This is a genomic window from Streptomyces sp. AP-93 (assembly GCF_022808175.1).
GTDB lineage: Bacteria > Actinomycetota > Actinomycetes > Streptomycetales > Streptomycetaceae > Streptomyces.
On the sequence record NZ_JALGBX010000012.1, the window covers coordinates 191528 to 207906 of the forward strand.

Below are 16379 nucleotides of genomic sequence, written 5' to 3' on the forward strand. Positions count from 1 at the left end.
GATGGCCCGGACCGACGCCCCCCGGCTCGACTTGCCCCGGCTCGACTTCCGCAGCGACACCCGCACCGTGCCGGATGCGCGGATGCGCGCGGCGATGACCGCGGCCGAGGTCGGGGACGACGTGTACGGGGACGACCCCATGGTCGCGCTCCTCGAGGCGCGCGTGGCCGAGCTGCTCGGCACCGAGGCCGCGCTGCTCACGCCCACCAGCACCATGGCGAACCTGCTCGCCCCGCTCGCCGCGGCCGGCTCCCCGGGACCGCGCGCGCCACGGCTGGTCGTCGGCGAAGACACCCACATGGCCTTCCTCGAATCGGACGGGCTGCGCCGCTTCGCCGGGGTCGAGCTGCTGCCGGTGGCGCAGCGTCCCGACGGCCTGCCCGACCTCGAGGCCGTGGACAAGCTGCTCGCCACCGGGGGCGGCCGGCCCACCGTGGTCTGCCTCGAGAACACGAGCATGATGCGCTCCGGCAACGCCCTCGACGCCGCGGCGACCCGCGCCCTGGCCGCCCTGGCCCACCGGTACGGCGCCCACGTCCATCTCGACGGTGCCCGGCTCGCCAACGCGGCCGTGGCGCTCGGAGTCCGCCCCGCGGAGCTGGCGGAGCCCGCGGACAGCGTCGCCTTCTCGGTCTCCAAGGGGCTCGGCGCGCCGGTCGGCGGGCTGCTGTGCGGGACGCGCGCGTACGTCGCCCGCGCCCGCGAACTGAGGGCCGCGCTGGGCGGCTCCATGCACCAGGCGGGCGTCGTGGCGGCGCCCGCCCTCGTCGCGCTGGAACGCCTGCCCGACCTGGCGGCCGACCACGCCACGGCCGCCGCGCTCGCCGCCGGCTTCGAGACGGTGCCCGGCGTCGGGCTGATCTACCCGCCGCGGCCGACCAACATGGTCATGGCACGCGTCGCCGGGCTGACCCCGGAGGAATGCGCCGGCCGCCTCGCCGGCCACCGGGTGCGCGTCCTGCCCCTGCCCAACGGCTTCGTGCGCTTCGCCGTACACCGGGCACACGACATGATCGGTGTGCGTGCGGCCGTCAGGGCGCTGGCGGCCGTCGCGGCCACCGCGCCGGTGGCCCGTACGAACACCGGAGGAGACCTCCTCGGACGGGGACTCTCCACGACATCGACGGAGGAAGCATGACGGCTTTGCCACCGCGTGGGCTCGAAGAGCGGCTGCAGGACACTCGCAAGAGGCTGGAGAACGACGTCGATCTCTGGGTCGCTTCGGCGGGTGACTCGGACGGTGCCTACCTCATCCCCCTCTCGTTCCTCTGGGACGGGACCGCCTTCCTCGTCTCGACTCCGCGCGGTTCCGTCACCGGTCGCAACCTGCTGGCGGACGGCCGGGTGCGCGTCGGCCTCGGCCTGACGCGCGACGTCGTGATCGTCGACGGCGAGGCGGAGCCGGTGGACGCCGCCGAACTGGGCGCCACGGCCGACGCCTTCGCGGCCAAGACCGGGTTCGACCCGCGCGAACTCGACCAGCCCTACCAGTACTTCCGCCTACTGCCCCGGCGCATCCAGGCCTGGCGGGAGGCCAACGAGCTGTCCGGACGCACGCTGATGAAGGACGGCGTCTGGCTCGGCTGAGCACCTGAAAAGCGCATCGGAGGTGCCCCGGGGAGACCCGGAGGGACCCCTTCCCCGAGGCACGCCGCCGGCCGGTCACCCGCGTGACCGGCCGGCGGCCTTCCGGAGTCGAGTCGTCCTTGACCAGGGTTGCGGATGACGTTGTCAGGCTGTGCGGGAAAAGCCATCTGAATTCTGGAAGGGCGAACATGACGTCAATCGAGGTTCCGGTCCTGATCGTGGGCGGCGGCGGGTGTGGCCTGTCCGCCTCCGTCTTCCTTTCCGACCAGGGCGTCGACCACCTGCTGGTGGAGCGGCACGCTGACACGTCGAGGGTGCCGAAGGCGCACTACCTCAATCAGCGCACGATGGAGATCTTCCGCCAGCACGGGATCCGCGATGACGTCCTCGCTGAGGCGGCGCCGCTGGACAAGTTCGGCAAGGTGCGCTGGGCGACGACGTTCGCCGGTGACGGTCCGCTGGACGCCCGCCAGATCCATGAGATGGACGCCTTCGGCGGTGGCGAACTGACGGAGCGCTACGGGGCGGCCGGGCCGGAACTGCCCGCGAAGCTGCCGCAGATGTGGCTGGAGCCGATCCTGCGCCGTCACGCGGAGCAGCGCAATCCGGGGCGGATCCGCTTCGGCCACGAGGTGATCGACTTCTCCGACGAGGGCGACCACGTCCTCGCCGAGGTGCGCAACCTCGAGACCGGCGAGACCATCACGGTCAAGGCGCAGTACCTCCTCGGCGCCGACGGCGGCCGCTTCGTCGGCGACAAGGTCGGCATCGAGATGCAGGGCCCGCCCAGCGACATCAACACCACCACCGTGTACTTCTCCGCGGACCTCTCGCAGTGGTGGGAGGAGGGCACGCTCATCACGCACTACCTCAGCCCTGAGGACCCCGACCTCTCCGTCAACCTCATCGAGATGGGTCCGAGCTGGGGCAAGGCCTGCGAGCAGTGGGGCCTGCACATGGCCCCCGGCCCGGCCGGCCGCTGGAACAACGAGACGGTCATCGACCGCATCCGCGAAGTGCTGAAGGTGCCGGACCTGGAAGTGACCGTGCACAAGGTCACCGACTGGATCGTGAACGCGATCCTCGCCGACAAGTACCGGGTCGGCCGGGTGCTGATCGCCGGCGACGCCGCGCACAAGCAGCCGCCCGCCGTGGGCCTCGGCCTCAACACCGGCATCCAGGACGCGCACAACATCGCGTGGAAGCTGGCCGCGGTGCTGAACGGCACCGCGCCCGACAGCCTGATCGACACCTACGAGGACGAGCGCCGGCCCGTCGGCCGCGAGAACGTCGACTGGGCGGTCTCCGCCGCCCAGCACCACCAGGTGGTCATCGACGCCATCGGCGGCGGCCACAACATCCCCGCGGGGCGCCGCGGGCAGCGTCTGGCGGCGTACTTCGACCCGTCCCCGCTCGGCGACACCGTGCGGGCGCGGGCCCTGGAGGTGTTCCACACCCACCGCGGCGGCTGCCAGTCGTTCGAGATGGAGATCGGCTTCGCCTACGAGGAGGGCGCGGTCCTCTCCGACGGCACCGAGCGCCCGGCCCGCGTCCCCATGCGCGACGAGCACACGCCGACGTCGCGCCCCGGCCACCGGCTGCCGCACGCCTGGATCACCAGGGACGGTGAGCGGCTGTCCACCCTCGACCTGACGGGCAGGACCGGCTTCACGCTGATCACCGGCCCGGAGGGGGCGGCGTGGTGCGAGGCGGCCGCCCGCGTGGCGGAGAAGTTCTCCGTCCCGGTCAACGCGGTCAGCATCGGCGACGGCGCCGAGTACGCCGACGTGGACGGCGGGTGGGAGGCCGTCCGGCAGATCACCGGCGCCGGCGCACTCCTGATCCGCCCCGACCAGCACGTGGCCTGGCGCAGCACCGATGCCGGCGCGGACGCGGAGCAGGAGCTGGCGGACGTCTTCGCCACGATCCTGGACCGCTGACCGCCGCTTCCGCGACGCGGAACGGGCAAGACGAGAAGGGGCCGTGCCCGATCGGGCACGGCCCCTTCTCGTCTTGCCCGGAAACCGGGCGCACACATGCCGAATCCACCGGAGTGACCACTTCGGGATCACTCCGGTGGATTCGAGGCTCACACTCCGACCGCGACCGAGGAGGCGGCGGCCGCCGCCTTCTTCACGAAGGGGAGGATCTGGTCGACGGCCCTGCGCGAGGTCATCATGCAGACACCGACGCCCACGCCGTCGTACGCCGCACCGCACACCGCGAGTCCGGACTGGGTCGCCACGGTCTCACGGATCCGCCGCACGCGGTCCACGTGGCCGACGGTGTACTGCGGCAGGGCGCTCTCCCAGCGGCTCACCCGGGACGCCACCGGGACACCGGTCACGCCGGTGGCCTCGGCGAGCTCGGCCGTCGCCAGCGCGACCAGGTCGGCGTCGTCGCGCTGGAGCAGGTGCTCCTCGCCGAACCGTCCGAGCGAGCAGCGCACGATCTCCACCTCGCCCGCCAGGTGCGGCCACTTCACCGTGGTGAAGGTGACCTCCTTGACGGCCTTGCCCTCCTCCGCCGGCACCCGGTAACCGGCGTAGCCGCGGCCCGAGAGCCCGCCGGGGAACGCCGTCTTCGGGTAGGCGAGCGTCACCATGACCGTGCTGGAGTACGGCACCTCGGTGAGCGCCGAGACGGCGGTGGCCGTACCCGGGACCCCGGCGAGCAGGCTGCTCGTCGGGCCGGCCGGGGTGGCGATGATGACCGCGTCGGCGTTGATGACCTCCGGGTCGGTGGCCGACCCCACGGTCACCTGCCAGCCGTCACCGCTGCGCGTCAGCTCCCGGACGGTGGTCCCGGTGCGCAGGGCGGTGTCCGGCGCGGCGTCCAGCACCTGCTGGATGATCGCCGCGGGCAGCGTGCCGAAGCCGCCCTCGAGGGTGGCGACGCTCACCGGCGGGGGCTTCTCGCCCTCCTGCAGGTGCGGCACCAGCGAGCCGGCCGCGTCCGCGAGCGAGATGTGATCGCGGGAGGCCCGCGCCAGCGGGGTCAGGGTGGCTTCGAACGACAGGTCCGCGGCACGCCCGGCGAACACACCGGCGAGGAACGGCTCGACGAGGCGGTCCACGACCTCCTGGCCGAACCGCCCGCCGACGAAGGACGCGACCGAGAGGTCGCCCTCCACGTCGAACGAGGGCAGTACGAGGTCCTGCCGCGCCCGCTCCATGCCCTCGGCGGAGAGCACCCCGGACCGGGCGAGGTCGTCCATGTCACAGGGCACACCCATGAACTGACGGTCGGGCTGGTGCCTGATCGCGCCCTGGGTCCAGATCGCCGACGCGGTGACGGGGCCCGCCGACACGATCTGCTCGCCGAGTCCCGCCTCCTTGATCAGGCCGGTGGTCTTCTTGCGGTTGGCGTACAGCGACTCGGCGCCCTCGTCGACCGCGACCCCTGCCACGTCGGAGACCAGCAGCTTTCCGCCCAGCCGGGACGAGCCCTCGAGGAGCGTCACGCGCACCGGTTCGTTCCGCAGGTGGAACGCCGCCGCCAGTCCCGAGATCCCGCCACCGACGATGACCACGTGGGGCTTACCGCTCGCCTGAGCCTGTTCGCTCCCAGTCATTCCACCAGCTCCTTCATGGTTACGGCGTTGTAAGGCCCGTACGGTCGGCGCCGAGACAGGCGTGGGCAGTCTGGCCGAGCGGCCCGGAACCCGGGTGGAGGACGCCTAGAAGGCGGGCCCGTCTCTCGCAATTGCGCGCAGGCCGTCCGTTCGACTGCGGACTCATCGCATTTGAACAGAGTGTTCCGACGGCATCATCGAAGGTGCCCAGGCGTTTGCGTTTCGTACCGTGAACGTATTAATTCATTGCTTGAAAACCGGGCGCACGACGTTCCGCTCGCCGCCTCTGCGTATCCGGCGAAGTGGCGTTCCGGGGGCAGCGGACCCGGACCTCACGAAAGGGAAAAACGTGCCGTTCGAGAAGGTCGCGCTCATCACGGGCGCCAACAAGGGCATCGGTTTCGCCATCGCGCGGCAACTCGGCGAGCAGGGGATCACCGTTCTCGTCGGCGCCCGGGACGAGGTGCTCGGCAAGCAGGCCGCCGACGCGCTGGCACAAGACGGCATCACGGCCGTGCCGCTCCGGCTCGACGTGACGGACCCGGCCTGCGTGGAGGAGGCGGCCCGCGAGATCGAGCGGCGGTACGGGCGCCTGGACATCCTGGTGAACAACGCCGGTACCGCGGGCGGCTTCACCGGGACGCCCAGCGAGGCCACCGCCGCCGACCTGCGGGAGGTCTTCGAGACCAACGTGTTCGGGGTGGTCACCGTGACCCACGCGCTGCTGCCGCTGCTGCGTCTTTCCCCGGCCGGCCGCATCGTCAACCTGTCCAGCCACGTGGCCTCGCTGACCCTGGGATCGGCTCCGAGCGGCCCTCTGGCGGGCCTCAGCATGATCGCCTACCAGTCCTCGAAGACCGCCCTGAACGCGGTGACGCTCGCGTACGCGAAGGAGCTGCGGGAGACCCCGATCAAGGTCAACGCGGCGCTCCCCGGAGTGGTGGCGACCGACATGAACCACCACCGCGGGTTCCGGACCCCCGCCGAGGGCGCGGAGATCGCCGTACGGCTCGCCACCCTGGACGAGACCGGCCCGTCGGGCCAGTGCCTGGCGGACGACGGCCCCGTTCCCTGGTAGCGCGGAACGTCACCATCCCGCGAGGGACCGCGGCCGTTCGCGGCCATCACACCCGATAGCCGGGCCGGGCGAGGCCCGGCGGGCACACGACATGGAGGCAGACAGTGGCGGTTGGAGAGACGATCCTGGTGACGGGCGGCACCGGCCGGCAGGGCGGAGAGGTCGCCCGCGACCTGCTGCGGCGCGGTTTCTCCGTGCGCGCCCTGGTCCGCGACCCGCAGAAGGCCGAGGCGCGGGCGCTGGAGGAGGCGGGCGCGGTCCTCGTCCGCGGTGACATGGACGACGAGGCCTCGCTGGCGGCGGCGACGGAGGGTGCGTACGGCGTCTTCAGCGTGCAGACCTTCCGGGGACCCGGCGGCATCGAGGCCGAGATCCGCCAGGGCAAGGCGGTGGCCGACGCCGCGGTGCGGGCCGGCGTGAAGCACTTCGTCTACAGCTCGGTCGGCGGTGCGGACCGGGACACCCGCGTCCCGCACTTCGAGAGCAAGCTGGTGGGCGAGCAGTACCTGGCGACGCTCGACCTGCCGGTCACGGTGCTGCGGCCGGCGATGTTCCACAACATCCTCCTGGACATCGCCCCGCGCCCGAGGCAGGGCGAGCTCGTCCTGGCCATGTGGCTCGACCCCGAGACCTCGGTGCAGGTCATCGCGCCGAGCGACATCGGAGCCTTCGCCGCGGACGCCTTCGAGAACCCCCAGGAATGGATCGGCCGGACGGTCGACATCGCCAGCGAGGAGCTGACCGGGCCGCAGATGGCCGCGGCGTTCGAGGCCGTCTCCGGCATCCCGACCCGCTTCCAGCAGCTGCCCATCGAGCCGCTGCGCGCGGGCCGCCCGGACCTCGCCAACATGTTCGACTGGTTCGAGCGCGACGGTTTCCAGGCCGACCTGACCGAACTGCGCAAGAACAGGCCGAACCTGGTCTCCGTGGAGGCGTGGCTGAAGGACAACTGGACCGCCCCGGCGGCCGCGGCCCGCGGCTGACGCCCGGGCCGGCCGTGGCGGACGCCGGGGCTCAGGCGAAGATCGGGTCCCGGGTCCGGGTGCGCTTGAGCTCGAAGAACCCGTCGGTCTGGGCCACCGCGAGCACACCGTCCCAGAGCTTCACCGCGGCCTCCCCCCGCGGGGTCGGCGTCACCACGGGGCCGAAGAAGGCCACGTCCCCCACGGCGATGACTGGGGTGCCCACATCGGTGCCGACGCGGGCGATGCCGTCGTGGTGCGAAGCGCGCACCGCGCCGTCGAACGCGTCGGACCCGGCCGCGCCGGCCAGGGCGGGATCCAGGCCCGAGGCGGCCAGGGCCGCCTCGTAAGTGGCCCGCTCCTTGGGCGCCTTCCCGAGGTGGAACCGGGTGCCGAGTTCGGTGTAGAGCCGGAGCAGCACCCCGGGTCCGTACGCGTCCTCGGCGGCGGCGCAGACCCGTACCGGCTCCATGCGCAGGGCCAGGTCCCGGTGCCAGCGCTCGTCCAGGTCCGCACGTCCCTCGTTGAGCACCGTCAGGCTCATGATGTGCCAGCGGATCTCCAGGGGCCGTCGCTCTGCGACCTCGAGGACCCACCGGGATGTCATCCAGGCCCAGGGGCAGGTCGGGTCGAACCAGAAATCCACCGGGGTCGTGGTGTCGTGCGCCAACGTCGGCCTCCTCAAGGCGACTGCACGGTCGCGGTCGGCACAGCCTGACAAGCGGGGTCGGATTCCCGGTCGAGTGTTAGTAGAGCTGGGCTCCGTTCAAACGCGAGAATTCCCCGGTTGAACCCTTCTTGTCAATGATCTGAGAAACTCGGCCGGTTGCGGCGGGGAGAAGCGCCGACCTATGGTCTGGAATCCGAGAAAGTCACTCTGAGGGGAAAGCGATGCCCGCATCGGCCGAGGTCCGCGACCAGTCGGATTCCTACGCGCTGCTCGAATTGATTCAGGGTGCCGTCATCACCCAGGCGATCTCCGTCGCGGCCAGGCTCGGCATCGCGGACGTGCTCGCCGACGCGCCGCTGTCCGCCGGGGACATCGCCCTGCGGGTCGAAGCCGACCCGCAGGCGACCCACCGGATCCTGCGCGCGCTGTCCGGCCACGGAGTCTTCGCTGTCCGTCCGGACGGCCGGTACGAGAACACGCCGCTGTCCGAAAAGCTCCGCGAGGACGCGCAGGACTCGATGCGGAAGTTCGCCCAGCTGATGAGCCACCCCCTGCTGCACGAGGAGTGGGGCCACCTGCTCACCACCGTGCAGACCGGCGAGGCCAACCTGCCCAAACTGCGCGGCATGAGCACGCTGGACTTCTTCCACGCGAACCACGCCTACGCCGCCGCGTTCTTCCAGGCGTTCGGCAAGGTCTCCGAGTCGGAGACCGACCCGGTCCTGGCCGCCTACGACTTCTCCCGGTTCGGCACCGTCGTGGACGTCATCGGCGGCCGCGGCTACCTCCTGGCGGGCGTCCTCCAGCAGGCGCCGGACGCCAAGGGCGTGCTGTACGACTTCGAGATCGCGACCGTGGACTCCGCCTCGCTCTTCGAGGAGGCCGGCGTCGCGGACCGCTACACCGTCGAGCACGGCAGCTACCTCGGTGAGCTGCCCAAGGGCGCTGATGCGTACCTGTACAAGCGCATCATCCACAACTTCTCCGAGGAAGACGCCCTGACCGCCCTGCGCAACGCGCGCGAGGCGATCGGCCCCGACGGGAAGCTGCTCTGCATCGAGTACCTGCTCCCCGAGAACAACGAGCGCCACATCGGCCACACCATCGACCTCTGGCTGATGCTGATGATCGGCTCCCAGGACCGCACCCTCGCGCAGTACACCGAGCTGTTCGCCAGGGCGGGCTTCAAGATCACCAGGGCGATCCCCACCGCGTCACCGATCTCGATCATCGAGGCGATCCCGGTCTGACGGCCCTGTCCGACGGCCCCGACCGACGGCCCTGTCCGACGTCCTCTCACCTTCCAGCGCACCGCTATCACACAGGAGAACTCCCGATGGCTCAACGGATGGGCAACCCCTCCCTGGTCGTTCCCGGCGCCCTGCAGCCCCTGCTCGACCTGTCCGAGGTCATCGGCAAGGTCGGCGTGCCGCAGTCGACCCTCGACTTCATCCGGCTGCGCGTCGCCGGGCTCAACGGCCGGGTCTACACCTTCCCGACCGAGCCCGCGGACAAGCGCCTGCCCCTGGTGGACGCGTGGCGGACCGAGCCCTCCTTCACCGACGCCGAGCGCGCCGCCCTGGAGCTGGCCGAAGCCGTCACCCTGCAGACCGACGCTCAGAACGCGCCGTCGGACGAGGTCTGGGCGAACTCCTCCAAGCACTACACGGACGTGCAGCTCGGCGCCCTGGTCATGCACATCAGCCTGGTCAACTTCTGGAACCGGGTGAACGTCGCCACCCACCAGGACGACGCGGTCTGGCGCTGAGGGAGAGGACCCATCACCGTGTTGAAGCTCATCAACGCCGGCCTGGGCCGGACCGGCACCACATCACTCCAGGTGGCCCTGGAGCGGCTCGGCCTCGGGCCCTGCTTCCACATGTTCCAGATCGTCGACGACGAGCAGCGCCTCGCCCAGTGGGAGCGGATCATCTGCGACGGCGAGCGCCCCGACTGGGCCGCGCTGTACGACGGCTTCGCCTCAGCGGTGGACGGCCCCTCCACGGTCTACTACCAGCAGATCAGCGAGGCGCTCCCCGGGACCAAGGTGGTCCTCACGGTGCGCGACGCCGAGGGCTGGTACAAGAGCACGTACGACACGCTGTACCAGTTCGCGCTGCGGACCACGGAGCACCCGCCCGAGCCGGGCTCCCGGCAGGCCCGGCTGTTCCGCGTCGTCAACGCCCTGGTCTGGGACGGCCTCTTCGACGGCCGGTTCTCGGACAAGGACCACGCCATCAAGGTCTACCACCGGCACACCGAGGACGTCGTGCGCGCCCTCGGCGCGGACAACGTCCTCGTGTACGACGTGAAGCAGGGGTGGGAGCCGCTGTGCGCGTTCCTCGGGGTCGAGGTTCCCGACGAGGAGTTCCCGCGCGCCAACAGCACCGAGGAGATGCGTCGGCGGATAGCCCAGGCGGCCGCCGCCGGCCCCGGGCCGGTCCCTGCCGGCTGAGCCGGCGAGGCTCGTAGCGCGCCCCGCGGGCCCGCGCCGTTCACCGGCGCGGGCCCACGGCGTTGTTGTGCGTCAGTGGTGGCCGCCCGCGTGCATCTGCGCGGCTGCCTGCACATGGGCGCCCGGCGACACCACCAGGGGCCGCACCATGTGCTGCTCGTGCTCCAGCATGTGGCAGTGGTGGACGCCCCTGCCGACGACAGGGAACCGGACCGCCACGGTGACCAGTTCGCCCAGCGTGGCGTTCGGCGTGATCTGGCCGGCCGTACCCACCCGGATGACGTCCTTCTCCCCGAGCTCGTGCGCTTCCAGCACCCCCGCGGCCTTGAACGCGATGGGCTTGGACGAGCCGCGGGTGACCCGGTGGAACCCGGTGATGTCGTAGCTCTCGCGGGACAGCACCTGGAAGTGCGCCAGGTGGATGTGCATGGGGTGCGGGGACGCGGCGAGGTTGAGGTACCTCCAGATCTCCACGCTGCCGTGCGCGGCAGTGAACGTCTTGCCGTCGTCGTACGCCATCGCCGTCCTGCGCAGCGTCCTGACGGTGCCCTCGGCGTCCTGGACCTGAACGATCCCGGCGGACGGGAACGTGATCCCCGCCGCGTCGACCTCCTCCATCTCCCACAGCTCGGGAATGTTCGTCGAGCCGGGACCGACCACGACCACCCACCTCTGGGCGAGGTCGTGGGGCAGGTCGTCGTGGGTGAGCCGCTTGAACGTGGGCGAGAGGGCCTGCGGCAGCACGAACCCGTTGGACGGCCTCTGGTCCGTGACGCGGAACTGCATCACGTCGGGCTCCAGCAGGTCGTTGAGCTTGTTGGAGGTACCGGGCGTGATGCCCTCCAGCGTGTTGACCAGCTTCAGGGCCCGTCCCCGGAACGCGCTGAAGTCGACCAGGACGTCGACGCGCTCGCCGGGGGAGAGGTTGAGCGCCCCCTCGACGGCCACCGGCTTGCCGACCAGACCCTGGTCGGTCCCGATCACCCGCAGCGCCCCGGGGACGGGCTGACCGTCGGCCAGCAGCATCAGCCGGTACATGCGGGAGTTCGCGCCGTTGACGATCCGGAACCGGTACCAGCGCGGCGCGACCTCCAGGTACGGCCAGACCACCCCGTTGACCAGGGTGTAGGGGGCCGAGTGGGTGCGCATGAGGCGCTGCGGGCCGATCATCTCCACCTTGTGGACCAGCCGGCCGGCCAGGGCCCCGGACTCGTCCACGTCGAAGTTGCGGTCGCTGAGGAACAGCGGCACGTCGCGGGCGCCCTCGGGCAGGCCGAGCGCCTCTTCCTCCTCGTTGCGGGAGAGGAACATGCCCGCGAGCCCGGCGTACACGCTGAAGCGGCTCACGTGGTGGGTGTGGTCGTGGTACCAGAGCGTCGTCGCGGCCTGGTCGTTCGGATAGGCCGACAGCTGCACGTCGCCCGGACCTATCAGGTTCTCCATCCAGCCGTCGTTGCCGCCGCCGGTCAGCATGCCGTGCAGGTGCACCGCGGCCCACGGCGCCAGGTCGGACACACCGGGGACCACCTGGGTCCCCGCCGTGCCGGGGTAGTTGGTGAGCGGGTCGGGTGAGCGGCCCGTGGGCGAGCTGAAGTCGACGGCCCTGACGGGGATGCTGCCCGTGAGCTGGTTCTCCCAGACGACCCGCAGCGGACGGCCGCTGACCGTCTTGATCGTCGGGCCCGGGTAGACGCCCTCGTACGTCCACATCCTCACCGGCGGCATCTGCGAGTGCACGGTGACGTCGGCGGTGCGCATGCGGACGGTCAGCTCGTCGTGGTTGCCGCGGTCGCGGGGGCGCATGACCGGCGGGATCCGCAGTGGATCCCGGAACTTGGTCAGCTTCAGCTCGGGCGCGGAGGTCTCGGGCCCGCCGGCCGTCGCGGCGGCCGCACCATCCGACTTGAAGAAGGGGGCCGCGGTGACCAGGGCGCCCAGGCCGGCCAAGGTGCCGTAACGCAGCAGCGTGCGGCGGTCCGGCCCGGATGGCTCAAACGTTTCGGAGGCTGTGGGATCCATTCGCCCGAGGCTAGGGGCGGCCGCTCTCGTCGAACTCGTGCTCGGCTCTAGGACGTGTCCTTCCGCCCCGGACCGGCGCCGGTGGACGGCCCCGCCCCTTCGACAGGGCCGTCCGGGGAGGAGTTCAGACCGCGATCGGCTCGCTGTCCCGGTTGATGAGCGTCGCGTAATGGCCGCCGCGCAGGAGCAGCTCATCGTGGGTGCCGCGCTCGGAGACCCGGCCCCGGTCCAGCACGATGATCTCGTCCGAGTTGCGGACGGTCGACAGCCGGTGGGCGACCGTGATGGTGGTACGGCCCACGCTGGCCGCGTCGATGGCCTTCTGAACGGCCAGCTCGGTCTGGGTGTCCAGGGCACTGGTGGCCTCGTCGAGCACCAGGATCGGCGGGTCGCGCAGGATGGTGCGGGCGATGGCCAGGCGCTGCTTCTCGCCGCCGGAGAACCGGTACCCGCGCTCGCCGACCACCGTGTCGTAGCCGTCGGGCAGGAGCATCAGATAGTCGTGGATGTGGGCGATCCGCGCCGCCGCGAACAGCTCCTCGTCGGTCGCGTCCGGCTTGGCGAACCGCAGGTTGTCCGCGACCGTGGCGTGGAACAGGTACGTCTCCTGGGAGACGACGCCGACCGCGGACGTGAGCGTGTCGAAGGACAGGTCGCGCACGTCGACCCCGTCGATCGTGACGGAACCGGACGTGACGTCGTACAGCCGCGGGATGAGGTAGCTGAGCGTGGTCTTCCCCGAGCCGGTCTCCCCGACGATCGCGAGGCTGCGGCCCGCGGGGACGGTCACGTCGACGCCGGCCAGCGTCGGCTGGTCCGTTTCCGCGTAGGAGAAGCCGACCCCCCGCATGCGCACCTCCCCCCGCAAGGCGGCCGGCTCGACCGGCCGCGCCGGCTCGGCGATGTCGACGGGCAGGTCGAGGTACTCGAAGATGCGGCCGAACAGCTCGAGAGAGCCCTGGATCTCGATCCCGACGGTCAGCAGCCGCTGCGCCGGGCGGAACAGGCTCTGCTGGAGGGACGTGAAGGCGACCAGGGAGCCGATGGAGATGGCCATGTGGCCGTTGCTCGAGGTCAGCCCCGTGACCCAGTAGATCACCGCCGGCATGGAGGCGATGACGATCCAGATCGTGGACTGGTACCACAGGCCCGCCGTGGTGACGCGCACCTCGACTTCGGTGAGCTTGCGCGACTGCCGCGAGAAGTCGTCGGTCAGGGAGCGGGAACGGCCCATGGTGTGGCTGAGCAGGATCCCGCTGATCGACAGCGACTCCTGCATGGTCGAGGACAGCCCGGCGAGCTGGTTCTGCCGGTCACGGGTGATGGTCCGCCGCTCGTTCCCGACGCGACGGCTCACCAGGGCGAACGCCGGGAGCATGAGCATGGACGCGAGCGTCAGCCGCCAGTCGAGCAGGAACATGGCGGTGGTCGAGGCGATGACGATCGTGATGTCGGACAGCAGCGCCGTGGCGGTGCTCGTAATGGTGACCTGCATCCCGCCGATGTCGTTGGCGATGCGCGACTGCACTTCGCCGGTACGTGTACGGGCGAAGAAGGCCAGCGACATCCGCTGGAGGTGGCCGTACACCGCCGTGCGCAGGTCGTGCATGACGAGCTGGCCCACCTTGGCCGATATGTGGGTCTGCCAGACGTTGAACGAGCTGGTGGTGACCGACACCAAGATCATGCCGAGGGCGAGCAGGGACAGCAGCCCCAGCCTGTCCTGCGGCAGCGCCGTGTCCATGACCTCACGGATCAGGAACGGGTTGACGAGGGAGACCAGGGCGGAGCCCGCGACCAGCAACACGACGGACAGCAGCTTCCTGCGATACGGGCGGAACAGCCCGAGGACGCGTCGCAGCTGGCCGTCTTTCATCAGTGCCTGGGGACGCGTGATGCCCGAGCTGGCGCTGCCCACCCTGGCCTCCTTCTCTATGTGGTCGGTTCCAGTCGATCCAGGTCGTGCCTACTGCAGCTGCCTGACCAGCGCCGCCCATTGGGCGAGCTCCGCTTCCGACAGCGGTGGCGGGTACGGCCGGCCGGCAGGCAGGGCGGCGGATTCCTTCCATGCGCAGGGGGGATACAGGCCGTGCCACGCGAACCCCGTCCACATCAGGCCTTCACCGAACTTCTTCCACAGGGATCGCATAGCGGACCTGGGCCTCGCGCCCATGTCGATCTCCATTCGCAGGGGGACCGCCCAACGTCATCTTGTGCAACGTGGCTCAACAGGACATCGGGACCGTGTCGAGTTCCGCTGGAGGACGGGCGCCTCAGCGCGCGGCCAGCAGCCCGCGGCTGCGCAGCACCCGGCGCTCCAGCGGGCTGAAGAACAGCAGGTCGATGGCGACGCCGACGACGAAGATCAGGATGATGCCGAGCATCACACCCGGCATGTCGGAGAACTCCCGCTGGTTCTGCAGGTAGCGGCCGAGGCCGATCCCCAGCTCGGGGGAGGAGGCGATGAGCTCGGCGGCCATCAGCGCCCGCCAGGAGAACGCCCAGCCCTGCTTCAGCCCGGCCAGGTACCCGGGCAGGGCGCCGGGCAGCAGTACGTGCCGGGCGCCGCGCAGACCGCTCGCACCGAGCGTACGGCCGGCCCGCAGGGTCAGCGGCGGCACCTGGTCGATCCCGGCGATCAGGCCGTTGGCGATCGAGGGCACCGAGCCGAGCAGGATCACGGCGTACATGGCCGAGTTGTTGATGCCGAGCCAGATGACGGCGGCCGGCACCCAGGCGACCGAAGGCAGCGACTGCAGGCCTGCCAGCACCGGCCCGATGGCGGCCCGTACCGGCTTGACCTGGGCGACGAACAGGCCGATCGGTGTACCGATCGCGACGGCCGCCAGGAAGCCCGAGACGCCGCGCCACAGGCTGGTCCAGATGATGGAGAACAGCGTGCCCTCGTCCCAGAGGACCGTGAGCGAGTGCCACACGCCTGCCGGGCTCGGCAGCTTTTCGGGGCTGGTCAGGTGCAGGCTGTAAGCGAGCTGCCAGGCACCGACGACCAGCACGATGCCCAGGATCGGCGGCAGCACCTTCTTCTTCAGCACCTGGCTGAACGGGGCGCGCTGCGCGTGGCCGGCCTCCAGCGCGTCGAGTCCGGCCCCCAGGGTGTCGAAGCCGGTCCCCACGCCGTCGCGGCGGGCGGCGCGGCCGCCCGCCGCGGGCAGGGTGTCAGTGCTGCTGGACATGGCGGCGGATCTCCCCACGCAGGTGCTCGGTGATTTCGGTGGACAGCGCCGCGACTTCGCGGGACTCGCCCCGCAGCGAATGCGGCAGGTCGACGCGCCACTCCCGGGCGATCCGGCCGGGCCGGGACGACAGCAGGACGACGCGCTGGGCGAGCCGCACGGCCTCTCTGACGTTGTGGGTGACGAACAGGACGGTGAGCCTGCGCTCGTTCCAGATCCGGGTGATCTCCTCGTGCAGGACGTCCCGGGTGATGGCGTCCAGTGCGGCGAACGGCTCGTCCATCAGCAGTACGGTGCTGCCCTGGGCGAGCGCGCGCGCCATGGCCACGCGCTGGCGCATGCCGCCGGAGAGCTCGTGGACCCGCTTGCGGTGCGCGCCGCCGAGGCGGACCAGTTCCAGCAGCCGCTCGGCCTCGGGCCTGCGCTCCTCGCGCGGCACGCCCGCCAGGCGCAGCGCCAGCTCGATGTTGCGACCCGCGCTCAGCCACGGGAACAGCGCGTGGTCCTGGAACATCAGCGACGGCCGGGTGCCGGGTACCTCGATGGTTCCGGTGCTGGGCTCGTCGAGCCCCGCCACCAGGTTCAGCAGGGTGGATTTGCCACAGCCGGAAGCGCCGAGCAGGGTGACGAACTCCCCCGGGGCCACGTCCAGGCTGATGTCGTCGAGCACGACGGAGTCCGCACCGGGGCGGCCGAAGGCCTTGGAGACGTGCGAGAGCCGGACCGCCGGGTACTCGTCCGTGGTCTCGACGACGGGGGCGAACTTCGGGATGGTCAGTGCCGTGGTCATTGCGGACACCTCCTGCGGGAGTGGACGGGGCGCTGCGCGGAGCTACGGGG

Annotated in this window: 14 protein-coding genes; 8 read left to right on the top strand and 6 right to left on the bottom strand. The window is 70.9% G+C overall.

Annotated features, from left to right (window positions below):
• Window position 1 precedes the first annotated feature (1 nt).
• The 3 genes from MTF69_RS21355 to MTF69_RS21365 all read left to right on the top strand — a co-directional run bounded on the left by MTF69_RS21355 (window position 2) and on the right by MTF69_RS21365 (window position 3527).
• Window positions 2-1138 carry a threonine aldolase family protein gene (locus tag MTF69_RS21355; RefSeq protein ID WP_243336567.1) on the top strand — a complete coding sequence of 379 codons (1137 nt, stop codon included), beginning with the start codon at window positions 2-4 and terminating at the stop codon, window positions 1136-1138.
• Window positions 1135-1587, top strand: a complete 453-nt coding sequence (locus MTF69_RS21360) for a pyridoxamine 5'-phosphate oxidase family protein (protein ID WP_243336569.1) — start codon at window positions 1135-1137, stop codon at window positions 1585-1587. The genes MTF69_RS21355 and MTF69_RS21360 overlap by 4 nt, the downstream gene beginning before the upstream one ends.
• Before the next feature lie 188 nt (window positions 1588-1775).
• Window positions 1776-3527: an FAD-dependent monooxygenase gene (locus MTF69_RS21365; RefSeq protein WP_243336572.1), complete on the top strand. Its 1752-nt coding sequence runs from the start codon at window positions 1776-1778 to the stop codon at window positions 3525-3527.
• Between the two features lie 149 nt (window positions 3528-3676).
• Here MTF69_RS21365 and hemG read toward each other — a convergent pair whose 3' ends face one another.
• Window positions 3677-5161, bottom strand: a complete 1485-nt coding sequence (hemG, locus tag MTF69_RS21370; protein WP_243336574.1) for a protoporphyrinogen oxidase — start codon at window positions 5159-5161, stop codon at window positions 3677-3679.
• Window positions 5162-5510: 349 nt separating this feature from the next.
• Here hemG and MTF69_RS21375 point away from each other — a divergent pair, with 349 nt between their 5' ends.
• Entirely contained in the window at window positions 5511-6239 is a 729-nt protein-coding gene (locus MTF69_RS21375; RefSeq protein ID WP_243336576.1) for an SDR family oxidoreductase, read from the top strand.
• Between the two features lie 104 nt (window positions 6240-6343).
• On the top strand, window positions 6344-7222 hold the full coding sequence (locus MTF69_RS21380; protein WP_243336578.1) for an NmrA/HSCARG family protein: 879 nt from the start codon (window positions 6344-6346) through the stop codon (window positions 7220-7222).
• Between the two features lie 31 nt (window positions 7223-7253).
• Here MTF69_RS21380 and MTF69_RS21385 read toward each other — a convergent pair whose 3' ends face one another.
• Complete coding sequence (locus tag MTF69_RS21385) at window positions 7254-7871, bottom strand: disulfide bond formation protein DsbA (protein ID WP_374323488.1); 618 nt, start codon at window positions 7869-7871, stop codon at window positions 7254-7256.
• 221 nt (window positions 7872-8092) lie between these two features.
• Between MTF69_RS21385 and MTF69_RS21390 the strand changes: the two genes are divergently transcribed.
• The 3 genes from MTF69_RS21390 to MTF69_RS21400 all read left to right on the top strand — a co-directional run bounded on the left by MTF69_RS21390 (window position 8093) and on the right by MTF69_RS21400 (window position 10326).
• Complete coding sequence (locus MTF69_RS21390) at window positions 8093-9121, top strand: acetylserotonin O-methyltransferase (RefSeq protein ID WP_243336580.1); 1029 nt, start codon at window positions 8093-8095, stop codon at window positions 9119-9121.
• Between the two features lie 86 nt (window positions 9122-9207).
• Window positions 9208-9639 (top strand): carboxymuconolactone decarboxylase family protein, encoded by a 432-nt coding sequence (locus MTF69_RS21395; RefSeq protein ID WP_243336583.1) that lies wholly within the window; start codon window positions 9208-9210, stop codon window positions 9637-9639.
• An 18-nt stretch (window positions 9640-9657) separates the two neighbouring features.
• Complete coding sequence (locus MTF69_RS21400; RefSeq protein ID WP_243336585.1) at window positions 9658-10326, top strand: sulfotransferase family protein; 669 nt, start codon at window positions 9658-9660, stop codon at window positions 10324-10326.
• Between the two features lie 72 nt (window positions 10327-10398).
• Here MTF69_RS21400 and MTF69_RS21405 read toward each other — a convergent pair whose 3' ends face one another.
• From MTF69_RS21405 to MTF69_RS21420, 4 genes are all read right to left on the bottom strand, one after another.
• On the bottom strand, window positions 10399-12345 hold the full coding sequence (locus MTF69_RS21405) for a multicopper oxidase family protein (protein WP_243336587.1): 1947 nt from the start codon (window positions 12343-12345) through the stop codon (window positions 10399-10401).
• Between the two features lie 124 nt (window positions 12346-12469).
• A complete protein-coding gene (locus MTF69_RS21410; RefSeq protein WP_243336692.1) occupies window positions 12470-14221 on the bottom strand; it encodes an ABC transporter ATP-binding protein in 1752 nt (583 codons plus the stop codon).
• A gap of 397 nt (window positions 14222-14618) precedes the next feature.
• Window positions 14619-15539, bottom strand: coding sequence for an ABC transporter permease (locus MTF69_RS21415; RefSeq protein ID WP_243336589.1), 921 nt, complete (start codon window positions 15537-15539; stop codon window positions 14619-14621).
• Window positions 15523-16329, bottom strand: coding sequence for an ABC transporter ATP-binding protein (locus MTF69_RS21420; protein ID WP_243336590.1), 807 nt, complete (start codon window positions 16327-16329; stop codon window positions 15523-15525). Before MTF69_RS21420 ends, MTF69_RS21415 begins: the two co-directional genes overlap by 17 nt.
• Window positions 16330-16379: the final 50 nt, after the last annotated feature.